The following is a 22,556-nucleotide window of genomic DNA, read 5'->3' as shown; positions in this document are numbered from 1 at the left end:
CTCCTTGTTTGACAACTAACTGAATGATGCGCAACGTATTCAAGGTTGCGCATACCTCGCTCGCTGCTAGTATAAGTCGCTTATTGCAACGCGAAATGGATCTGCCTAAATGAGCCAACAGTTTCAGCTTTTACGCGAGCGACGTTTTTTGCCTTATTTCATTACCCAGGCATTGGGCGCGTTTAACGATAACGTCTATAAGAATGTGTTGGTGATCATGGTCGCGTTCGCCTCAGCCGATCAACTGCCGATGGATGCCACGCTGTTTATCAACGCCGCTGCTGGGCTGTTTATTCTGCCTTTTTTCTTGTTTTCTGCCTTTGCTGGCGAGCTTGCAGACAAATACGACAAAGCCCTTATTATGCGACGGGTGAAATGGTTAGAAGTGGTGATCATGTCGAGTGCCGCTGTCGCGCTGTATTTTCACGCTTGGAATGTGTTACTCGGCTTACTTTTTTTGATGGGCACCCAATCGGCTTTTTTTGGCCCGGTGAAATACGCATTACTACCACAAACGCTCAATGACAAAGAGCTTGTTTCAGGCAATGCCTTGGTGGAAACCGGCACTTTCTTATCGATTCTGCTCGGTACCTTGCTGGCGGGCTTTATTGCCCATCACCCTGACTCTAACCTGATATCTGGGATAGCCGTATTTAGTTTTGCGTTGCTCGGCGTCATGTCTGCCCATGCCATCCCTCCCGCCCCCGCGGGTAACCCTGGACTCAATTTACGTTACCGACCCGTTGCTTTAATGCGACAAACGCTGCGTTTCGCGCGTAAAGACAAGGTCACCTTACAAGCGATTCTCGGGATCAGCTGGTTTTGGTTTCTAGGTGCCAGCTATTTAACCCAGTTTCCCAAATTCACCGCCTCGATCGGTGGCGGTGAAATTGGCGTATCATTTCTGCTCACCTTGTTTTCTGTTGGTATCGCTGTGGGCGCATTGCTGTGCGATAAGCTTTCTGGTCATCGTATCGAGCCCGGCATTGTTCCCTTGGGCAGTTTAGGATTAACCGGCTTTGGCTTACATTTGTTTTTTGCCACGCCGGCGGCCCCGACACTTCATAGCAACCTGCTTGCTTTTATCACTGATCCAGCCCTGACCTGGGTGTTTATCGACCTATTGATGATTGGCGTGTGTGGCGGGATTTTTATTGTGCCACTGTACAGTCTGATGCAACAACGCGCCGATAAAGCGGCGCGTGCGCGTGTGATTGCCGCCAACAATATTTTCAATGCCTTGTTTATGGTGGCCAGTGCGATACTCGGTATCACGCTCTTGGTCGTGGTTGAGTTATCTATCGCGGAATTCTTCTTAGTATTGGCGGTGCTCAACTTCTTGGTGGCTATCTATGTCAGCAAGCTGGTACCGATTTTCGCCTTGCGCTTTTTTACCTGGATGGTCACCCATACCCTGTATCGAGTAAAACACCAAGACTTACACCATATTCCTGAAAAAGGCGGTGCCTTGCTGATTTGTAACCATGTCAGCTATATGGACGCGCTCTTGTTAGCTGGCGCGTGTCATCGCCCTATCCGCTTTGTAATGTTTGAAGATTTATATCAATTACCCGTGCTACATTGGTTCTCCCGTACCTCAAAAGTGATCCCCATTAGCCATCGGGGCCGCACGATCCGGGCCGCCATGAACGAGATTCAAAAGGCGCTTGATAATGGCGAAGTGGTACTGATTTTCCCAGAAGGGCATCTTAGTTATGACGGCGAAATCGACCAATTCCGCCGCGGGATGGATATGATTTTGCAACGCTCTCCGGTGCCTGTGGTACCGATGGCGTTACAGGGCCTTTGGGGCAGCTATTTTAGCCGTCATGGCGGGAAAGCCATGTTAAAACTGCCCAAGCGGTTTTGGTCTAAAGTCACCGTCGTCGCCGGTCCAGCCGTTGAGCCTGAGCAAGCGACCTCAGAGCATATGCGCAATGAAGTCATTCGCCTGCGCGCCGACCGACCTTAGTCAATCGCTTGGCGTTGAGCCCATTGGGTTAATTGCGCTCGAGACGGTTTAATCCCCACCTCGGGCGATAACGATGGCCAAGGTAAAAACGCGACCGGGCGTTGATAAGCGGGCAAGCGCCGACAATAGTCAGCCAGCTGCTGGGCGTTGAGATGGCACCGACTCTGGATAATCGCCAACGGACGCGCCCCGAATTCGCGATCGTTAACCGGAACGACCATGGCCTGACGGATCTCAGCACACTGTTGCAAGTGTGCCTCAATCACCTCGGGCTGAACGTTCTCCCCACCGCAGATAAATTGATTATCCTTACGCCCGATGATACGTAGCGTCGGCGGGTGAACGTCTGTACACCAACTCGCTAAATCGCGCGAGGCCAGTCCTTTGGACGCATCAAGCGGTTGCAATACGCCCGCTTGCCAAACCCCTAGGGCTAACGTCTCCCCGCGGTGGATTACCTCACCGTCATCCGCCACCATCACATCGCGATACGGCAAGGTGGTGCCCACATCATCCTGTCCATCGGCTCGTTTTAAGGTGACCGTCGATGCCGTTTCCGTCATCCCATACCCACACCAACAGCTTATCCCTTGTTGTTCTGCCTGCTCCGTCAGTGCACTTGAAATCGCAGCGCCACCGAGTAACACGTGAGATAAGGTGGAAGTATCTGGGCATTTTCTCAGTGCAGGCAACACGCGATAGAGCTGCGTGGGCACTAACGAGGCGTGGCTAACATGTGTGAGCGCCGATGCCATGCTTTCCCCACGACATGGATAGATAGCCAGCTGTGCGCCTTTATACAACCAACGCCATACAATGGCTAAGCCGGATATATGAAACAGTGGCAACGATAAGAGCCAACGATCGACGCGGTTTTCTAGAGAGGTCGTCTTATCCGCCAAGCCCAAAAAAGGCAGCATTTGGGTTAAACCGGCAGCACTGGCGAGATGCTGATGAGCCGCGTGAGCAATCACCTTAGGCGTACCGGTTGACCCGGAAGTTAAGGTTAACGTCAGAGGCTTATCGGGTTGCCAATGGGTTGCAATGGGCAGCACATTGACACGCGGTTGGCACGAGCGGTCAGGCAAAAATTGATAGACGCCAAGTTGACTCAGCACGGAGGCTTGCACCTCGTCACTTAAAGCTTGATTCAATACCAGCGTTTTTTTCCCCGCCTGCCAAGCCGCGAGCATCCCCACAATCAGTTCCCTTAGTGACAATGCGCTGTCGAGCACCACAATGGGCGCCTCACCCAGTCGAGCTTGCTGGCCATCCACGAGCGTACTGAGTGCACCCCATGTGAGCGGCATCTCGCTATCAATCGCTTTCGCGTTCGGTGCTACAGCCGCCCAATGGCGCCATGGCCATTTATCAAACCCAAACATGCGTTGACTCACAAGGTGTTTATCCACACGAGTGGCTGGTCGTGGAGCGGGATCAAGGGCTGCGACGCCCCTGGCCAAGTGCGATCGAGTTGATGCTGATAAATCCCCAATGTATCAAGTCCTGGCACGACACCTGGGGTCAACCAATCGGCCAATCGTGATAATTGCGTTAAGCCCAAACTGGTTTCTAATGCCGAGCTAATCACTGCCGTTTTGCCCAACGCATGCGCCCGGCTCACCCATTGCTCAATGGTGGCCAGATCGCCGAGTAAACTGGGCTTAATCACCCAGGTCGAGACCCGATCGTTTTCAAGCAACGCCATATCTTGGCTATCGATTAAGCTCTCGTCCCACGCCAGGGGGTAGCCTAATGCCTGTGCCTGTACGAGCGATTGGTTAGGATCGCGACAAGGCTCTTCAATCCAGTGAATTCGCGCTTGGTGGGCTTCACTGAGCCCATTCCAAAAGCTGGCAAGTTGCTCAGGTTGCCAACGACGGTTCGCGTCAAGGCGCAGCCTCAAATCCGGCAACGCCTCTAACATGGTCGCTATCATTAACCGATCGCGGGCGACCTCATACTCCCCCACTTTAATTTTTGCCTCATAAGGCTGGCCCGCCGGTTGTTGCCCCAGCGTCACCAACAAGGCATCAGGATCCCCCGTACACACGGGCACATGACGAAAGCCTGACTGAGTGGGCAAATGCTTGTCTAACTCGGCTTGCGCGATACTTAGCCCCCATGCCACAGAAGGAGGCAGTTGTGGCATGGCAATATTACGATGATCACACCAAACCGCGGTGGCAGCAATTAACGCATGACGTGCCTCAGCAAAGGTTTCTTGGCTAAAACCGGGGAGCGGCGCTACTTCGCCCCAACCACGTTGTGCTCCCTCGCTTAATTCAACCACCAAGCCCTCTCTCTCCGTTAACGGCTGATCACGGACAAATAAACCGGCATTGACTGGCAAGGTGTAGTGATAAATCCGTGCCTGTCTCATAGTGACCTCTATGGATTACGTGGGAAACGATCAAATTCAGGGCGGCGTTTTTCATTAAAGGCATTGCGCCCTTCTTGCCCCTCATCGGTCATGTAAAACATCATGGTGGCGTTACCGGCCAGTTCTTGTAGACCTGCCTGCCCATCGCAGTCTGCATTCAACGCCGCTTTTAAGCAGCGCAACGCCATGGGGCTGTGTTGGAGCACTTCCCGGCACCAACGCACTGTCTCTCGCTCAAGCTCATCCAGTGGCACAACGGTGTTCACCAATCCCATGTCTACGGCTTCTTGCGCATTGTAGAAACGACACAAGAACCAGATTTCACGGGCTTTTTTCTGACCCACAATCCGTGCCATATAAGACGCACCCCAGCCACCGTCAAAGCTGCCGACCTTGGGACCCGTTTGCCCAAACTGGGCGTTGTCGGCGGCGATGGTTAAATCACACATCATATGCAATACGTGGCCACCACCGACGGCATAGCCTGCAACAGCGGCAATGACGGGTTTGGGGCAGGTGCGGATCTGACGCTGAAAGTCCAGCACGTTCAAATGGTGCGTGCCTTCATCATCTTGATACCCGCCGTAGTCGCCCCGCACGGACTGATCGCCGCCGGAACAAAACGCCTTCTCTCCCAGCCCAGTGAGGATAATCACGCCCACTCGGCTGTCATAGCGCGCATCAGCCAACGCTTGCATCATTTCTTTTACCGTTTGTGGCCGGAATGCATTGCGTACCTGAGGGCGGTTAATGGTGATCCGAGCGATACCGTCGGCGGATTTATGGTATAGAATATCGCTAAACGCATGCTCAGTCGGTTCCCACTCAATCGGCGCGTAAAGCTCTTTTTCTGTCATTCCCGGCGTGACAGCCATAGTGTCTCCCCTTCCTCGGTTGCTTGGGACAAAGCCCGTCATAAAGATAAAAAGTCAAGCGAGTGCGTGACTTTGCGTGAGTACCTGCACAAACCTATCTGGATTTTCAACATGGCTGTTGTGCCCTGCCCCTTCTATCGGCGTGGCGGGGATCCCGGTGTGTTGCCATAGTGAATGTGCAAGTGAGGTAAATTTGTTGTCGTGCTCTCCACAAAGGTAGTCAATCGTGACGCCTTGTCGAAAGGCTTCACCCAGCCCCGCGCGTAAATTCGCCTGGCGGCCCAAAGAGGTCGCCAATAGCATTTTCGCCACGGCGGGGCCGTGATTATTTCCCCGCTCAAGCACTAAAGCGGTACGCTGGTCAGACGTGAGTGACTGGAAGACGGTTTGCTGGTACCAATCGTTTAACACCTCTGACAGGGTTTGATGCGCAAAGCGCGCCGCCCACTGGCTATCCTGTGCCAGCCGCTTGCGTCGTTGGTGGCTATCCGCCAAACCTGGGTGACCCGCTTCCAAGAAGACCGCGCGCCAAAGACTGGGGTGAGTGCAGACAAGATGCATGGCAAGGCGCGCGCCGAGCGAGTATCCGACTAAACATGCCCTTTGATGCCCCCACACCTGGTAACACGTTTGTCGTATTGCTGCGACCGTCGTGGCAAAGTCAACGGCTTGATAGCTCACACTGCTACCATGACCAGGCAAATCAATGCACAGCCAATGACAATGGTGCATTTTATCGGTCACCGTACGCCAATCTTCTCCGCTACCTAAAAAACCATGGAGAAACACCACTTTCTTTCCATGCCGATCGCCGCCTTGTTGGTAACTAAGCATGTGTCCCCCTGGCTGCCATGGCAGCTAAGCACTCGCTGAGTACCTGTCCCGCTTCTCCGGCCGGTGTCACCACTTCAATCACATCAGCCCCAGGGGTGGTGAGTGCCTGATTCACGCTTCGCACGAGATCATCTGGGGTCGCGGGTTGATGGAAACCCAAAGAGAATTGCGCCGCGATGTGTTCAAAACCAAGATTATGCGGCATTCGGTAGTAGGTATCACAAAGGGTTTGATCAACCGGCAGCGCATCAAAAATGCCACCGCCATTGTTATTCAAGATAAGGATGGCGGCCGGCGCACACGTCTCCCGCCATAATGCAAGGCTATTAAGATCGTAAAGTGCACTGGTATCACCCAACACCACTAACATAGGCTGAGCGCGGTATCGCTGCACCCCAGCGGCACAGGCAAGTAAACCATCAATGCCCGAGGCGCCACGGTTGGCAAACACCCGATGGTGAGCAAGGTGAGACCAAATATCCGCTAAGCGGATCGCCAAGCTATTACCGATAAAAACATCCGCGTGGTGAGGCAACATCGCCGGCAGAGTTTGAAAGACATTGTGTTCCGACAAAGGGGAAGTCGGTATGGCGGCGGCCGCCAGTTGCATCTGATACTTGGCACCGTTGACCAGGGCGCATTGCCACGCGCTCACATGCTTCGAGTCAGCTATCGCGTCAGAATGTGCACTGTCGACGGCATCAGTCAGTGCGTTTAACCACAACCGCCACTGGGACGGCGGCACGACAAACTGTTCGACAGACAAATGATGAGGGGCAAGTGACTGTGTGTGTTCGCTGATCAGCCAGTAGTGAGCTTGCGTTTGCGCCAGCCATTGGCCAAGGCGTTTAGACACCAACCGCCCACCGAGCTGAATCACCCATTGGGCTTGATTCAATTGCTGGAAAAGATCGGGATGGTTAAGCCACAGATCGTAGCCAGGTGCACTGCTCGCCACCCCTGCCTGCGGATCGGCCAAGATAATGGCATGAAGCGAATTCGCTAACCGCTCCACGGCCTCGGACAGCCCCTCTGGCACGGCACCAAGTACAATTACCGTTCGTGGTCCTCCATCAGTCGGCGTCCACCAAGGCGGCCATTCAGGCATCGCAGAACAGCGAGCTTGATGGTGGCGGGTATAACGCTGGCCGCTTTGCCACCAGTGGGCAACAGACTCGCGAAGCTTTTCCTCCTCTGTCTCATCGCGATTGCCATAAAAAGGCTCACGAAACGGACAGTTAATGTGGACGCTCCCCCCTTGCTCAGCCTGACGTGCAAGTAGCTGATCCACTTTGGTGAGTAACGCCGGCAAAGGGATCTCAGCGGTCGGCGCCGGAAGCGCCAATTCAGCGGTCACATGAGAAGAAAACAGGCCTGATTGGGTAATCGCTTGGTTCGCGCCACAATCCATTAATTCAAACGGGCGGTCAGCAGAAAGAATCACTAACGGTTCACCGGTTAAGCCACTCTCTACCACGGCAGGCAGCAAATTTGCCACCGCAGTGCCTGAGGTCACAATCACCGCGACAGGCTCACAGATACTCTTGGCCAAACCAAGGGCAAGGTAACCCAGCCCGCGCTCATCAAAGTGACGGTGGATTGTCACCGGACGCTGGGGATGCTGACTTTGTTTCACCGCGGCCAGCGTCAAGGGTGTGGAGCGTGAACCGGGCGCGACACAAATATGCCTGATGCCTAGGCGCGATAGCTCTTCTATCACAACCTCTGCCCAGGTGTGTGTGAGAGAAAGCGACATTAGCAGGCTCCGAGTCTGATGGCGTCTTTTTCAGGCACCGTGCAAGCAGGCAAACACTGACGGAGAGTCGTGAGCTTATTGTTCAGCTCTTGCCACTCAGCATCCGGATCCGAGCCAGGGACAATACCGGCGCCGGCATATAAGTCCACGGTATTCTCTGTCACTTGTGCACTGCGTATTGCTACACAAAACTGGCTTTCACGCTGAGAAAGATAACCGACCGCACCGCTATAACGGCCACGTGCAATGCCTTGCTCGGCTAAAAAGGTACGCGCATTTTCACGGGGCAACCCGGCCACCGCGGCGGTGGGCTGTAAGGCACTGAGCAGCACAGTATCATCAACACCAGGCCCGATGATGGCACTGATTCGACGACGTAAATGCTGAAGATGGCGAAGCACAATCAGATGCGGTTCAGGGTCAACCGTCATGGTTAACGCATGACGGCGAAGTCCGGCGAAAATATCGTCCACCACCAGCTGATTCTCGTGCACGTTTTTCGTGTCACTTAATAGCCACTCGCCAAGATGGTGATCTTCACTAAAGCTTGCGCCACGACGCACCGTCCCTGCCACCGCTTCTGTGGTCACACGACAATCGCGACGGCGGTATAGCCGCTCTGGGGTTGAGCCAACAAAAGCGTCATCAGGGCCGGTTGCAAAAAGGAAGTGAAAACTCTCGACATTGTGCTGTTGGCTATGCTGTAACAGCTGGCCGGCACTGATCGGCGCATTGAGCGACAGACGCGTTTGACGTGCCAGCACCACTTTTTGTAGTGCGGTCTGCTCCATGTGTGTCAACGCACAACGGACAGATTGACACCACTGAGCGTGGTTGGGGGTATGTGTCTCTTCACGGACAACCGCTTGCCCTGCTGCCAAAGGACGGCCTTGCCAAATCACCTGATTAAGTACCGCTTGGCTGTCACACGCCGTGGTGAGATTAATACTCAGCTGCCATTGCTGGTCACGCCTGACGAGCTCAACCACTGGCAAGAAAAAATCACCACAGCCGGGTGCATCATCAAAGGCCACACAGCCCCAAATGCGCTGGTCAGGCAACAGACTGGCTTGGGCCGCTTGAAGCTGAGAAAACTGATGGCTAGCGCCCAGTGCCAATACCTCTTCACGACCATCGCGTGATTGCCAGTAGGTTTTCGGGTAAATAGGCTGTGCATCCAACCAAGCAACGGGCGACAAATCACCTGGCCAAGTAAACGCCATGGTCAATTGTGCAGGTGCTTGACTGATCGCTACTTGGCTTTGTAAATGATTAGCCGCTTGAATCAAGGTAGTCACGACATCCTCCAACCGCCTAGGCGGCAGTGCTCTTTGCAAGTCAATCCGTACTCTTTTATGTAGCACGTTATTCTTGCTTATCAGTCTACCTGTGAGCGTCTTTTACAAATATGCGCTAGATCAGTTATCTGTCAAACTTGGTCGATTTTTTTGCGCCATTCCTGGCAGTGAAACTTTATCTGCCCAAGTCTTTCGAATTGGCAAACAAATAGTGTAAGTTACCAAAAAAGCCTAATAACAATTTTCACCTTTTTATTAACAGGAACGTTAATGCAACCTATTGGAATGTCCGCCAAGCTGGATGATGTCTGCTACGACATTCGCGGTCCAGTGATGAAAGAAGCGAAACGCCTCGAAGAAGAGGGCCACCGCATTCTTAAGCTGAATATCGGTAATCCCGCCCCGTTCGGCTTTGATGCCCCCGATGAAATCTTGGTGGATGTGATCCGCAACCTCCCCACCTCGCAAGGATATTGCGATTCAAAAGGGCTCTACTCCGCCCGTAAAGCCGTGGTGCAACACTACCAAAAGCGCGGCTTGATGGACTTAGACGTTGAAGACGTCTATTTGGGCAACGGTGCCTCCGAGCTTATCGTGATGGCCATGCAAGCCCTGCTTAATAATGGTGACGAGTTACTGGTGCCCTCACCTGACTATCCACTTTGGACGGCGGCGGCATCTTTATCAGGGGGCAAGCCTGTCCATTACCTTTGCGATGAAGAGTCGGACTGGTATCCAGACTTAGACGATATCAAACGTAAAATCACGCCCAGCACCCGGGGGATTGTCCTGATTAATCCCAATAACCCGACAGGGGCTGTCTATAGCCGCGACTTTTTGTTGCAAGTGGTGGAGATCGCGCGCCAGCATAATCTGATCATTTTTGCGGACGAAATCTACGATAAAATTCTCTACGACGGGGCGCAGCACTACTCTATCGCCACCTTAGCACCGGATGTACTGTGCTTGACCTTTAATGGCTTATCCAAGGCCTACCGAGTCTGTGGCTTTCGCGCCGGCTGGATGCTGGTCACAGGGCCAAAACAACATGCACGCGGTTACATAGAAGGCCTTGAGATGCTGGCATCGATGCGGCTTTGTGCCAATGTCCCGATGCAGCATGCGATTCAAACGGCGTTGGGGGGATACCAGAGCATCAACGAGCTTATCTTACCCGGCGGTCGGTTGCTGGAGCAGCGCGACAAAGCCTATGAGCTTATCAACCAAATTCCAGGGGTGAGCTGTAAAAAGCCGAAAGGCGCGCTCTATCTCTTCCCGAAAATCGACACCAAGCGGTATAACATTCATAACGATGAAAAGTTAATGCTCGACTTTTTATTGCAAGAGAAAGTGCTCATGGTGCATGGAACGGGCTTTAATTGGCATCAACCCGACCATTTCCGGCTTGTCACCTTGCCGCGCGTCGATGACTTGGAGATGGCTATCAGTCGCTTTGAACGCTTTCTCAGCGGGTACAGCCAAGAGAGCTAGTGGGTGTTACCTGTCGATAACGCAAGCACGTGCGACACGGCTTGCGTTATGTTATTGATCACCGTATTCCGTTTATAACGCCCTTATTCGTATGTCTCGATACTGCTCTCGCTGCCATAAAGCCCACGCCATCTGCATTTGCGATGCCATCACCAAGATTGATAATCCCAATCCCGTGATCCTGCTTCAGCACCCTGATGAAGTCTCGCACCCAAAGAACAGTGCCTGCCTGCTGAGCCTTTCGCTACAACATAGCGTGACCTTCGTCGGAGAAGATTTTAGCCAGCATTCCCCACTGAATGCGTTATTGGCGGACCCGGACATTACTTATGCCGTGCTCTACCCCGGTGAAAACGCGATGGCACTCAGTGAGATGACGGCCCAAGGTGCGAGTGCCAAACAAGGGGTTATTTTGCTGGATGGGACCTGGAAAAAAGCCTACAAAATGTATCAGTTGTCGACCAATTTACAGGCACTTCCGAGTATCCGTATTGACGCCTGTGCGCCAAGCCAATATCAGATTCGTAAGAGTCGGAAGCCGGGTGCCCTGTCCACCCTCGAGGCCGGCTATATGGCGCTGAGTCAACTCAGTGGCGACCCCACACCGTATCAGCCGTTGCTCGACAGTTTTGACCTTCTCGTTCAGCGCCAGCTCGCCTTTATACCCAATGCGAGCAAGCGCCACGACTGAACGAGCGACTTGCTTATTGTCCCGCACACTGAGGCGTCATCACCCACGCTCGTCCCCGATCGCTAGCGAATCGCGTACAGCGGACCATTACTGGCGGCGGTAAACATGGTGCTGTGGAGCTTTTGCGCAAAGCTGTCAGTCATCGACGACAGGTAATCGGCAATCACTCGCATCCCTGATTGGCCGTTCGCTCGAGCGGCCAGCCAGTCGCGTCGATAATCCGTCGGCAACAAACGCTCGGGATCAGACGCAAAGGCATCAAACAACTCCATGACCAACTGCTGGCCCTTGTACTCCACCACCTGAAGCTCTGGCTGTTTAACCACAAACTCACTGACAAAGCGCTTTAGCACCTCCAAAACACCGGCCATGACCTCAGTCAAATAGGCATTCCACGCCAATAGCGGAGAGGTAAAACTGTGGGTGCCATCTTGATTGGTCGGCGCGATCTCCACTGAGGTCAATAACGTATTGACCAGGGCGCCAATCGCGTCCTTACGCTCGTACGGAGGACCAAACATTTGCTCACTTAGCTCACCAATGTTGGCCTCGAGCCATGGGTCACCACACTCTGCCAAATGGCTTGCTACTGACTCTTGCCATTGCTCCCTCGTCACTAGGCCCATCACGATGGCATCTTCCAAGTCATGGACGCCATAAGCGATATCATCGGCCAGCTCCATGATGGAGCAATCTATTGATTTATAACGAGTTTTTCGGTGTTGATCCGTGGCCGTGTGATCGCGAAACGCTAAAAATAACGCGCGATCCGCCTCATTTAATGGCGCGAGCACCCAATCTCGCCGCGCTTTATCATCATCATAAATGCCCTTGGCGGGTTGCCACTCCCGCGCTTTGAGATGGCGAAAGTCGTTAACGGGCGCAGGCTGATTGCCATTGTGAGCGGCACTGATCAATGCGGGGTACTTCATCACACCAAGCAAGGTGCGACGTGCCAAGTTCATCCCATGCTCTTGTGTATAAGGCTCAAGCAGCGTGACAATGCGAAAGGTTTGCGCATTGCCCTCAAACCCTCCGTCATTGCGCATCATGTAATTCAATGCGATTTCGCCGCCATGGCCGTAAGGAGGATGACCGATATCGTGAGCCAAACAGAGGCTTTCCATCAAACCGGTCGACGGAAGTAGTGGGCGAAATGCTGGTTGTTTCTCTTTGAGCTGCGCGACGATGCCGGTACCAATTTGCGAGACCTCAAGTGAATGGGTTAACCGAGTCCGATAAAAGTCGCTGTGCTCGGCACCGAGCACCTGGGTTTTTGCTTGCAAGCGTCGAAAGGCAGCTGAGTGCAGAATCCGCGCACGATCGCGTTGGTACGCCGTGCGTTTATCATGACGACGCTTTTTCTGCTCATTTGTCATCTGGCGAATTTGCCAGGCGTCAGATAGGTCAAAATCCATCATCACTGATCTCATCCAACGACAGTGTAAAACTATCCACAAAAGTAGCCATAAAGTAATCGCTCGCCGGGGAGCGCCTTTTCTCTAACGAGGCTTCCAGCCGCTTCTTCGCTTGCTCAAACTCATGGTTCCCTGCTGCAATCTCTTCCAGGCATTTTAAATAAGCACATAAGGTGTCGGCCTGTTTCACCAGTTGGTAATCATCCGGCGCGATGTGGTCTGAGTCTATTAGCCCGCTATATTCCTCTTGTAACTCAGGCGGCAGCATCGCGATAAGCTTTTTCTCGGCCATTTTCTCTATTTTTTTATACTCCCCCGCAATGGATGGATTGAAGTACTTTACTGGGGTAGGCAAGTCACCCGTGATCACTTCGCTGCAATCATGGAACATCGCTAATACTGCGATACGCTCGGGTTGATAGTGACCATTGAAGCGTTTGTTATTGATTAACGCTAACGCATGCGCCACAAAGGCAACCTGTAAACTATGTTCAGAGATATTTTCGGCGGAAACATTGCGCATCAGTGGCCAACGATAAATCAGCTTCATTCGCGCAAGGTGGGCAAAAAAGTGGCTTTGTTTTTGAGTCATCGCATCCTGCTACCATGCTACACATCGCTGTCATTGTGTGCATTCAAGCCAGCAGACACAAGTATTATTCGCGCAAAGCGCCAAACACCACTTTGCGCGAGCGTGGTTACACCTTTATGAGGTCTCGGTTTTTATCCAATGTTGAGGGACCAATGCCTTTGACCTCCATCAGTGCGTCTGGCGAGCTAAATTCACCGTGGGCTTGGCGATACTCAATAATGGCCTTGGCCTTCGCCGGACCAATCCCCTTGAGTTGCTCTGATAACTGCTGCTCACTCGCGGTATTGATGTTAACGGAAAGACGTTCAACTTGCTCAGTCGCTTGAACGGCGTTTTCATCAGCACTCCAACTCACCGGCGCCGTCACCAACGCAAGGGCAAAGAACAGACAGGATAAAAGGTGTTTCATGATTTCACTCCTTGTAGAAATGTCAGCCTTACCCTAAGTCCGCGCTCGCCTATTTGCATGTGAGCGATAAAAGAAAAACGACGCAGGACAAAGTCCTAGCGCCGTTTTTCTTACTCAAGCAAAGAGGGTGCGAGAGAGATCGAACTCCTGCTGCCCACTCGCTTACTGGGTATCTGACTCCGCGTAAGTCACATCCACCTCTTCGCGCAACGCTTGTAAGGTCGCAGACAGTGACATGTTACTCATCGCGCGTTGAACACGCGCCGCCATTTGGCTTTGCGGGCTGATATCTGGCACCTCAGGCACCATCACCTTATCCAGTGCGACAACCACCACATCACCTTGACGGTTTTGCGTCACGCCATAGCTGGCGTTGTCAGATGCTGGCTGTGGCAGAGAAAACGCCAGCTCAGCGATAGCTTGTTGCTGAGAAACACGGTTGAGTGTGATGGGGGCACTGAAGGTGTAATCGCTCCCCGTTACCTCACCGCTTTCTTCGAGTTGGGCAATCAAGTCACCGGCGGTTTCTTTTGCTTGCTCTTGGCCTTTCTCGGCGGCGAGCGTTTCGCGAACTTGGTCTTTCACTTCCGCAAAACTAAGCTGTTTTTCCGGCTTCACATCATCAAGGCGCACAACAATCGCATGCTCACCAGACAACTCAATCAACTCTGAGTTAAGCCCGTTTTCACGTACGTCATAGCTGTCAAGTGCTTGCTGGATCTGAGGACGAGCCATCAAGCCAGTCGCCGCGTCTAACGCAAAATAATCGGTATACTGCACCTTGCTGTTCACCGCATCAGCCGCAGGCTCCAAACCATTCGCCTCTTCAAAAGCGACTTCAGCCAGTGTGGTAGACTGCGCGTAGAAACGATCCGCCGCGCGCGCTTGTTGCAATTCGGTACGGATATCGTCTTTTACCTCTGCAAGCGGTGTCACATCCGCCGGATCAATATCGTCTAAACGGATAATATGATAGCCAAAGTCAGATTGAACGAGCCCAGAGACATCGCCTTTCTCTGACAGCGCATACGCCGCTTTCTCGAACGCCGGATCCATCACATCAGGTTCAATCCAGTCCAGCGACCCACCCTGCTCAGCACTGAAGGTGTCATCAGACATTTCCTTCGCTAAAGCAGCAAATGCGGCGCCTTGACTCAGGCGCTCTAGCGCTTGCTGGGCTTTGGCTTTAGCCTCATCACCTGTCCCTTCAATCAGGATGTGGCTCACTTTACGACGTTCTTGTGAGCCATACTGAGACTGATTCTCTTGGTAATAAGTCGCGATGGCTTCATCCGAGATCTGAACCTCATTAGCCAGTCCCTCTCCCGTGAGCTCTACATAAGCGACTTTGACCATGCGAGGCTGGATATAATCGTCTCGGTTAGCTTGATAGTATGCTTCCAGCTCGTCGTCCGTTAGCGATACCTGCTCTGCAAAATCAGCCACTGGGAGCGTGATGGTGCGCACTTGGCGGCTTTGCGCCTCTAAGCGATACAGATTCTCTAACTCACTGGGCAAGACAAAGCCTGAGCCTTGTAGGCCATTAACCAGCTGCTGACGCATTAAGTCTGTGCGCATATAGTTGGCAAATTCATCGGCACTCATGCCCGTTTGGCGCAGAGCGGCCTGATAACGATCGTTATTAAACTGTCCGCCTTGACGGAACTGTGGCATCGCTCTAATCGCCGCTTTGACTTGCGCATCACTCACACGCAAACCGAGTTCGCTAGCCGCCTGCTCTAACAGCAAGTCATTGATCATTCGATCTAGGATATTTTGACGAAAACGCTTCACATACTCTGGGTTGCCCAGCAGTTGGTTAAACTGCTCTCCGGCTTGTTGCTGCATACGAGCACGTTCGTTTTGATAAGCTCGATCGAGCTCTGCACGGCTGATTTCTTTATCACCGACGGTTGCAGCGGGCGGGTTGGAACCGCCTGCCAGATAGCTGCCGACACCGGCAAAAGCAAAGGAAAAGATGATAAGGCTTAAAATGATCTTCACCGCAAGACTATTGGTGCCTTCGCGTATACGTTCCATCATAACTGGCCGGTACTCCAACTGGTTTGGGCTGGTTGTCTTTCAACTAAAAAGGCGCATCATGTGATGCGCCTTTACGCTCTTGTGCGCCGAATTATACGCGGTTGTTAGTGGCTTTGCAGCTCTAGCGCCCCGTCAAACGCGAATAATTCGGCAGCGAGTCACGAGGATTACTCGTTAACGGCGTCTTTTAACGCTTTACCCGCTTTAAAGCCTGGTACTTTGGCCGCCGCGATATCAATTTCAGCGCCCGTTTGTGGGTTACGGCCCTTGCGTGCAGCGCGTTCGCGTACAGAGAAGGTGCCAAAGCCCACTAGCGCGACCTGATCGCCTGACTTCAACGTGTCAGACACCGCCTCTACGAAGGCATCCAATGCACGGTTCGCTGAGGCCTTAGAAATATCCGCACCTTCTGCAATATGATCAATCAGTTCCGACTTATTCACTTTTTCATCCCCTTAGATTACATCTCCGCAAACCTATCAATGTTGCGGTATTCAATAACAGACGCTTTGTCGACGAAAGACGTTGAAAGCGCGCTTGCCCGCCCCATGCAGGCAATGCGTCAAAGCAACGTTAGCGAGCAAAAAAAACGCTGACAAGCCTTTTACTGCCTGTCAGCGTTTTACGTTGCTTAATTTTGCTGCATGTCACTCTTTTCGGCGTTAACCAGCTCAATTCCGAGCGGATTATTCTCTAGCGCAATGGTCAAAACATCATCAATCCAACGCACAGGGTGAATAGATAAGTCCTCTTTGACGTTGGCAGGAATATCCTCTAAATCACGCTCGTTTTCTTTTGGGATAACCACCGTTTTTATGCCGCCGCGACGTGCCGCGAGTAGCTTTTCTTTCAAGCCACCAATCGGGAGCACTTCACCGCGTAAGGTGATTTCTCCCGTCATCGCGACATCGGACCGCACTGAGTTACCGGTTAAGCTTGAAACCAAGGCAGTACACATCGCGATGCCCGCACTTGGGCCATCTTTGGGCGTTGCGCCTTCTGGGACGTGGACATGAATATCACGCTTCTCGTAAAAGTCGCTGTTGATACCCAGCTTCTCAGCACGGCTGCGCACCACGGTCATCGCCGCTTGCACTGATTCTTGCATCACATCGCCCAGCGAGCCTGTGTGCGTCAGTTTGCCTTTACCTGGCATCGCTTCCGTCTCAATAGTGAGCAAGTCACCACCCACTTCGGTCCAAGCAAGCCCAGTCACTTGGCCCACCCGGTTTTGCTCATCCGCTTTACCATAATCAAAGCGGCGGACGCCTAAGTAATCTTGCAAGTTCTCATCCGTCACCGTCACTTGCTTGAGCTCGCTATTAAGCAGAATTTCTTTGACCGTCTTGCGACAAAGTTTAGAAATCTCGCGCTCAAGGTTACGCACGCCCGCTTCGCGTGTGTAGTAACGAATAATGCCGACAATGGCCGAGTCTTCAATCGTGATCTCATGCGGTTTCAAGCCATTACGAGCCACTTGCTTGTCAATCAAATGCTGCTTAGCAATGTTGAGCTTCTCGTCCTCGGTGTAACCAGACAGGCGGATCACTTCCATCCGATCCAGCAGTGGGCCGGGGATATTCATCGAGTTAGATGTGGCCACGAACATCACATCCGAGAGATCGTAGTCAACCTCTAGATAATGATCGTTAAACGCATTGTTTTGCTCAGGATCAAGCACCTCAAGCAGCGCCGATGAGGGATCGCCACGCATGTCAGACGACACCTTATCAATTTCATCGAGCAGGAACAGCGGGTTACGGACGCCCACTTTCGACATCTTCTGGATAAGCTTGCCGGGCAATGAGCCGATATAGGTGCGACGATGGCCACGGATTTCCGCTTCATCACGTACGCCACCCAACGCCATACGGGTATATTTACGCCCAGTGGCGCGAGCAATAGACTGCCCTAGCGAGGTTTTACCCACCCCTGGCGGTCCCACTAAGCAAAGAATCGGGCCTTTCAGCTTCTTCATCCGATTTTGTACCGCGAGGTATTCCAAAATACGGTCTTTGACGCGCTCAAGGCCATAGTGGTCGGCATTGAGCACTTCTTCCGCGCGGGCTAAATTCTTTTTCACTTTTGAGCGTTTTGCCCATGGCACACTAATCATCCAATCGATATAGCTGCGTACCACGGTGGCTTCCGCCGACATCGGAGACATCATTTTCAGCTTTTGCAGTTCTTGCTCGGTTTTTTCCCGCGCCTCCTGCGGCATTTTTGATTCTTCGATTTTCTGCTTCAGCGCTTCAAACTCGTCCGGCGCATCATCCAGCTCACCCAGCTCTTTCTGAATGGCTTTCATTTGCTCATTGAGGTAGTACTCGCGCTGGCTCTTTTCCATTTGCTTTTTAACGCGTCCACGAATGCGCTTCTCAACCTGAAGCAAGTCAATCTCAGACTCCATCATGGTCATCAGGTATTCGAGACGCTCGGAAATATCAACGATTTCCAACACGTTTTGCTTGTCTTCAAGCTTAAGCGGCATGTGGGCAGCAATGGTATCAGCAAGACGCGCCGCCTCTTCAATACCATTTAAGGATGTCAGTACTTCTGGCGGGATCTTTTTGTTGAGCTTGATAAAGCCTTCAAACTGGCTGATCGCCGTGCGAACCAACACTTCCTGCTCACGCTCATCCAAGCTTGGCGTGGTCAAATACTCGGCCTGCGCAGTGAAGAAATCATCTTCACTAAACTGATCGATGCGCGCACGCTGCATCCCTTCAACCAGCACTTTCACCGTGCCATCTGGAAGTTTAAGAAGCTGGAGAATGGTTGCCACCGTACCAACGGTGTATAAATCTGAGATACTTGGATCATCAGTGGCGGCATCTTTTTGCGCAACCAGCAGAATCTGTTTGTCGTTGTCCATCGCCGCTTCAAGGCAGCGTATCGACTTTTCCCTTCCCACAAAAAGCGGGATCACCATGTGAGGATAAACCACCACATCCCGAAGTGGCAGCACCGGAATGTCAATGCGCTCGGAACGCTCCAAGTTCATATGCTTCTCTCTTCCGTTCAATCTGATTATGAGTATATGGGGTCTGTTGGACAGGTTTCAACGGCTCAACCGTCAGAAAATAAAAAAGGGAGTTGTCACTCCCTTTTTCTATATCACTGATAACCTTGTGTAACGATATTACTCGCCACCCGCCGCTTGGTTATCCGTGTGTTCATACATCAGTAGAGGTGCAGATTCGCCTCGGATCACTGAATCGTCAATCACCACTTTGCTCACGTCTTTCATTGACGGTAAGTCGTACATGGTATCCAACAAGACAGCTTCGACAATCGAGCGTAGGCCACGTGCACCCGTTTTACGCTCCATCGCTTTTTTGGCGATAGCACGCAGTGCGTCGTCTCGAAACTCCAGCTCCACCCCGTCGAGTTCAAGCAACGCGCCATACTGCTTGGTCAACGCGTTTTTCGGCTCGCGCAGAATTTGCACCAAGGCATCTTCGTCAAGCTCTCTCAACACCGCGGTGACGGGGAGGCGGCCGATAAATTCAGGGATCAGGCCATACTTCACCATGTCCTCGGGCTCAACTTTGCCAAAGAACTCATCGGCTGAACGGTCCGTGGCGCCTTTGACCTGCGCACCAAAGCCAATGCCAGAGCCTGTATCGACACGCTGCTCAACCACTTTATCGAGCCCCGCAAACGCACCGCCACAGATAAACAGGATTTTCGACGTGTCCACTTGCAAAAATTCCTGCTGTGGATGCTTACGTCCTCCCTGAGGAGGAATCGACGCGACTGTCCCTTCTACCAATTTAAGCAGTGCTTGTTGCACCCCTTCCCCAGAAACGTCTCGGGTAATAGATGGGTTGTCGGATTTACGAGAGACCTTGTCAATCTCATCGATATAGACGATACCACGCTCCGCTTTGGCGACATCATAATCGCACTTTTGCAACAGCTTCTGGATAATGTTTTCCACGTCTTCACCGACATAACCGGCCTCGGTCAATGTGGTGGCGTCTGCCATGGTAAATGGCACATCCAAAAAGCGCGCAAGCGTTTCGGCCAGTAATGTTTTACCACTACCGGTAGGGCCGATCAGCAAGATGTTACTCTTGCCCAGCTCCACGCCATCTGCGCTTTTGTCACCGTTTCGCAAGCGTTTGTAGTGGTTGTAGACTGCAACCGAGAGCACTTTTTTCGCTTGCTCTTGGCCAATGACATAATCGTCAAGGTGTGCACGAATTTCACTCGGCGCGGGTAAGCTATCTCCCTCGCGCTTTGGCATCACTTCTTTAATTTCTTCACGGATAATGTCATTACACAGGTCAACACACTCATCACAAATGTAGACCGATGGCCCGGCAATTAACTTACGAACTTCGTGTTGGCTCTTACCACAGAATGAGCAGTAAAGCAGCTTTCCGCTTCCACCGTCTTTTCGCTTGTCTGTCATTCGCTAACCTCTTTGGGGCCTTTGCCCGTCGTTGCCTTATGTTGAGTTTACAACAAATCGGCCACTTTTTCCGACCCAACCACTGACAAGCTTTGCGCTTGTTCACGCAGCTTGCTTGATTTCAACGCCCTAAGGCATGTTGGGTTTAGTCTCGTTGACTTAATACGGCGTCAACCAAGCCATAGTCCACCGCTTCCTGTGCCGCCATGAAGTTATCACGGTCGGTGTCACGTTCAATCACTTCCATCGGCTGGCCTGTATGCTCAGCTAACAAGGTGTTGAGGCGGTGCTTGGTTTTGATCATTTCTTGGGCATGAATTTCAATATCAGACGCCTGGCCTTGGAAGCCCCCCAGCGGCTGGTGAATCATCACCCGTGAATTCGGTAGGCAATAACGTTTGCCTTTGGCACCACCCGCCAACAGGAACGATCCCATTGAGCACGCTTGGCCCGTACACAGGGTGCTGACATCAGGCTTGATAAACTGCATGGTGTCATAAATCGCCATACCTGCCGTGACCACGCCACCTGGCGAGTTGATGTACAAATAAATGTCTTTTTCTGGGTTTTCTGACTCTAAGAACAGCATCTGCGCCACAATCAAATTTGCCATTTGATCTTCCACTTGCCCAGTGAGGAAGATGATGCGTTCTTTTAGCAGGCGAGAGTATATATCGTAAGAGCGCTCGCCGCGCGAGGTTTGTTCCACCACCATAGGAACAAGGGCGTCCATAATTGGCGGCATGGCATTATTGTGTTGTTGGCTCATAGCGTAATATCCCTAATCGAATTCGTTATAACTCTTGCCTTAACCAAGGTTTAGCACAAAACGCTGTAACAGGTCACTAAAATCTTAAATCGATGCACGCAGCTTAATGATCCAGCGAGGTTTTTTATGGCTAAAACGTCTCGCACTCTTGACGGTTAAGCGGCCAATATAGCGACTCAGTAGATGGAAAAAATGGCCCAAATGACAAGTCATTAGGGCCATTGTAAGCAAATCCATTTACGCAGTGTCAATGCGACACAAACGTTTTTTAACCTTGATTAAGCTTGCTGAGAAGCGTTCATCAAGTCACTAAAGCCGACTTCAGCTTCGGTGACAGTGGCTTTTGCCAGTAGCGCATCAATCGCTTGCTCTTCTAGCGCGACGTTGCGCATGTTTTCCATCAGCTTCTCGTCTTTCTCGTAGTAAGCGACAACTTCTGATGGATCTTCATACGCCGATGCCATTTCTTCGATCAGTGCTTTAACACGCTCATCATCCGCTTCAAGCTCTTCTGACTTGATCACTTCCCCAAGCAGAAGACCGACGCTTACACGGCGTTTAGCTTGCTCTTCGAACAGCTCACGTGGTAGCTGAGAAGCGCTATCCATGTTGCCGCCAAAGCGTTGTGCCGCTTGCTGGCGCAAGGTGCCAATTTCTTGCTCAATCAGCGCAGACGGTACGTCGATTTGGTTTTGCTCAACCAAGCCGTCAAGTACCTGCTCTTTCACCTTGTTCTTGATCGCTTGCTTGAGCTCGCGATCCATGTTTTTACGCACTTCCGCTTTCAGGCCTTCTACGCTGCCATCGGCAATACCAAAGCGCTGTACAAACTCTTCAGTCAGCTCAGGCAGCTCTTGCTCTTCCACCTTGTGCAGTTTAATCGCAAACTGCGCCGCTTTACCTTTTAGGTTCTCAGCGTGGTAGTCGTCTGGGAAGTTCACATCGATAGTGAATTCTTCACCCGCTTTTTTACCCACTAGGCCGTCTTCAAAGCCTGGGATCATACGACCTTGGCCCATTTCTAGTTGGAAGCCTTCAGCTTTACCGCCTTCAAACTCTTCACCGTCGATGGTACCCACAAAGTCTAAGGTGACACGGCTGTTGTCTTTCGCTTCACCCTCTGCTTCTACCCAGCTTGCTTGTTGCTTGCGCAGGGTATCAAGCATTTCATCCACATCACTTTCTTGAACGTCTGCTTTTGGCTTCTCAACGCTAATCGCGTCTAGACCTTGCAGCTCCACTTCTGGGTACACTTCAAAGTCAGCTTTAAAGACCAAATCTTTACCCGCTTCGTTTTCAACGGGTGTAAAGCTTGGCGCCCCTGCTGGGTTCACTTTTTCTTGAATCATGGCTTCGATGAAGTGACGCTGCATCACTTCGCCCAGCACGTCTTGGCGTACTGTGTCACCGTACATGCGTGACACCATCTTCAATGGAACTTTACCTTTACGGAAACCATCAAAACGACGATTCTTAGCGATATTGCGTAGCTCTTTAGTGACTGCGTCATCAATGTTGGCAGCAGGCACTGTGATGGTCATTTGGCGCTTAAGGCCTTCGGTGGTTTCAACGGTAACTTGCATTATAAATTTAACCTCAAATTTA

The 22,556-nt window shown here is 52.0% G+C and carries 18 protein-coding genes; 3 read left to right on the top strand and 15 right to left on the bottom strand.

Features of this window, described 5'->3' with window-relative positions; all coding sequences use genetic code 11:
- Positions 1-109 precede the first annotated feature (109 nt).
- Complete coding sequence (locus BZG20_RS02725) at positions 110-1,972, top strand: MFS transporter (protein WP_077578050.1); 1,863 nt, start codon at positions 110-112, stop codon at positions 1,970-1,972.
- On the opposite strand, the gene BZG20_RS02720 is transcribed toward BZG20_RS02725, so the two are convergent.
- Genes BZG20_RS02720 through BZG20_RS02695 form a run of 6 tightly spaced genes read right to left on the bottom strand, consistent with a single transcriptional unit; the run spans position 1,969 to position 9,118 of the window.
- Positions 1,969-3,369: an AMP-binding protein gene (locus BZG20_RS02720; protein WP_131825339.1), complete on the bottom strand. Its 1,401-nt coding sequence runs from the start codon at positions 3,367-3,369 to the stop codon at positions 1,969-1,971. The two genes, BZG20_RS02725 and BZG20_RS02720, sit on opposite strands and share 4 nt — an antisense overlap.
- Entirely contained in the window at positions 3,366-4,355 is a 990-nt protein-coding gene (gene menC / locus BZG20_RS02715; protein ID WP_077578048.1) for an o-succinylbenzoate synthase, read from the bottom strand. Before menC ends, BZG20_RS02720 begins: the two co-directional genes overlap by 4 nt.
- A gap of 8 nt (positions 4,356-4,363) precedes the next feature.
- Positions 4,364-5,230 carry a 1,4-dihydroxy-2-naphthoyl-CoA synthase gene (gene menB, locus BZG20_RS02710; protein WP_046075267.1) on the bottom strand — a complete coding sequence of 289 codons (867 nt, stop codon included), beginning with the start codon at positions 5,228-5,230 and terminating at the stop codon, positions 4,364-4,366.
- Between the two features lie 54 nt (positions 5,231-5,284).
- Positions 5,285-6,064 carry a 2-succinyl-6-hydroxy-2,4-cyclohexadiene-1-carboxylate synthase gene (menH, locus tag BZG20_RS02705; protein WP_077578047.1) on the bottom strand — a complete coding sequence of 260 codons (780 nt, stop codon included), beginning with the start codon at positions 6,062-6,064 and terminating at the stop codon, positions 5,285-5,287.
- Complete coding sequence (menD, locus tag BZG20_RS02700) at positions 6,057-7,820, bottom strand: 2-succinyl-5-enolpyruvyl-6-hydroxy-3-cyclohexene-1-carboxylic-acid synthase (RefSeq protein WP_077578046.1); 1,764 nt, start codon at positions 7,818-7,820, stop codon at positions 6,057-6,059. The genes menH and menD overlap by 8 nt, the downstream gene beginning before the upstream one ends.
- Positions 7,820-9,118: an isochorismate synthase gene (locus BZG20_RS02695; protein WP_077578045.1), complete on the bottom strand. Its 1,299-nt coding sequence runs from the start codon at positions 9,116-9,118 to the stop codon at positions 7,820-7,822. Before BZG20_RS02695 ends, menD begins: the two co-directional genes overlap by 1 nt.
- Positions 9,119-9,388: 270 nt before the next feature.
- Between BZG20_RS02695 and BZG20_RS02690 the strand changes: the two genes are divergently transcribed.
- Both BZG20_RS02690 and BZG20_RS02685 read left to right on the top strand, forming a co-directional pair.
- Entirely contained in the window at positions 9,389-10,609 is a 1,221-nt protein-coding gene (locus BZG20_RS02690; RefSeq protein ID WP_077578044.1) for a pyridoxal phosphate-dependent aminotransferase, read from the top strand.
- Between the two features lie 91 nt (positions 10,610-10,700).
- Positions 10,701-11,300 (top strand): tRNA-uridine aminocarboxypropyltransferase, encoded by a 600-nt coding sequence (locus BZG20_RS02685; RefSeq protein ID WP_077578043.1) that lies wholly within the window; start codon positions 10,701-10,703, stop codon positions 11,298-11,300.
- A 62-nt stretch (positions 11,301-11,362) separates the two neighbouring features.
- On the opposite strand, the gene BZG20_RS02680 is transcribed toward BZG20_RS02685, so the two are convergent.
- The 9 genes from BZG20_RS02680 to tig all read right to left on the bottom strand — a co-directional run bounded on the left by BZG20_RS02680 (position 11,363) and on the right by tig (position 22,534).
- Positions 11,363-12,721 carry an anti-phage deoxyguanosine triphosphatase gene (locus tag BZG20_RS02680; RefSeq protein ID WP_077578042.1) on the bottom strand — a complete coding sequence of 453 codons (1,359 nt, stop codon included), beginning with the start codon at positions 12,719-12,721 and terminating at the stop codon, positions 11,363-11,365.
- Positions 12,708-13,310, bottom strand: coding sequence for a 5'-deoxynucleotidase (yfbR, locus tag BZG20_RS02675; protein ID WP_046075260.1), 603 nt, complete (start codon positions 13,308-13,310; stop codon positions 12,708-12,710). The genes BZG20_RS02680 and yfbR overlap by 14 nt, the downstream gene beginning before the upstream one ends.
- 106 nt (positions 13,311-13,416) lie before the next feature.
- The gene (locus BZG20_RS02670; RefSeq protein ID WP_046075259.1) at positions 13,417-13,719 is read right to left on the bottom strand and encodes a helix-hairpin-helix domain-containing protein; all 303 of its coding nucleotides are present in this window, start codon (positions 13,717-13,719) and stop codon (positions 13,417-13,419) included.
- Between the two features lie 162 nt (positions 13,720-13,881).
- Positions 13,882-15,762 (bottom strand): peptidylprolyl isomerase, encoded by a 1,881-nt coding sequence (gene ppiD / locus BZG20_RS02665; RefSeq protein ID WP_077578040.1) that lies wholly within the window; start codon positions 15,760-15,762, stop codon positions 13,882-13,884.
- A gap of 167 nt (positions 15,763-15,929) precedes the next feature.
- Entirely contained in the window at positions 15,930-16,205 is a 276-nt protein-coding gene (locus BZG20_RS02660) for an HU family DNA-binding protein (protein WP_046075257.1), read from the bottom strand.
- Between the two features lie 188 nt (positions 16,206-16,393).
- The gene (gene lon / locus BZG20_RS02655) at positions 16,394-18,766 is read right to left on the bottom strand and encodes an endopeptidase La (protein ID WP_046075256.1); all 2,373 of its coding nucleotides are present in this window, start codon (positions 18,764-18,766) and stop codon (positions 16,394-16,396) included.
- A gap of 138 nt (positions 18,767-18,904) precedes the next feature.
- Positions 18,905-20,182: an ATP-dependent protease ATP-binding subunit ClpX gene (gene clpX / locus BZG20_RS02650; protein WP_046075255.1), complete on the bottom strand. Its 1,278-nt coding sequence runs from the start codon at positions 20,180-20,182 to the stop codon at positions 18,905-18,907.
- 145 nt (positions 20,183-20,327) lie between these two features.
- On the bottom strand, positions 20,328-20,951 hold the full coding sequence (gene clpP / locus BZG20_RS02645) for an ATP-dependent Clp endopeptidase proteolytic subunit ClpP (RefSeq protein WP_046075254.1): 624 nt from the start codon (positions 20,949-20,951) through the stop codon (positions 20,328-20,330).
- Between the two features lie 278 nt (positions 20,952-21,229).
- Positions 21,230-22,534: a trigger factor gene (tig, locus tag BZG20_RS02640; RefSeq protein WP_077578039.1), complete on the bottom strand. Its 1,305-nt coding sequence runs from the start codon at positions 22,532-22,534 to the stop codon at positions 21,230-21,232.
- Positions 22,535-22,556: the final 22 nt, after the last annotated feature.

Origin of the sequence: Salinivibrio sp. IB868 (assembly GCF_001995655.1) — a bacterium.
Classification (GTDB): Bacteria; Pseudomonadota; Gammaproteobacteria; order Enterobacterales; family Vibrionaceae; genus Salinivibrio; species Salinivibrio siamensis.
The sequence above is the reverse complement of the archived record's forward strand: the minus strand, read 5'-3'. Positions and strand labels throughout refer to the sequence as shown.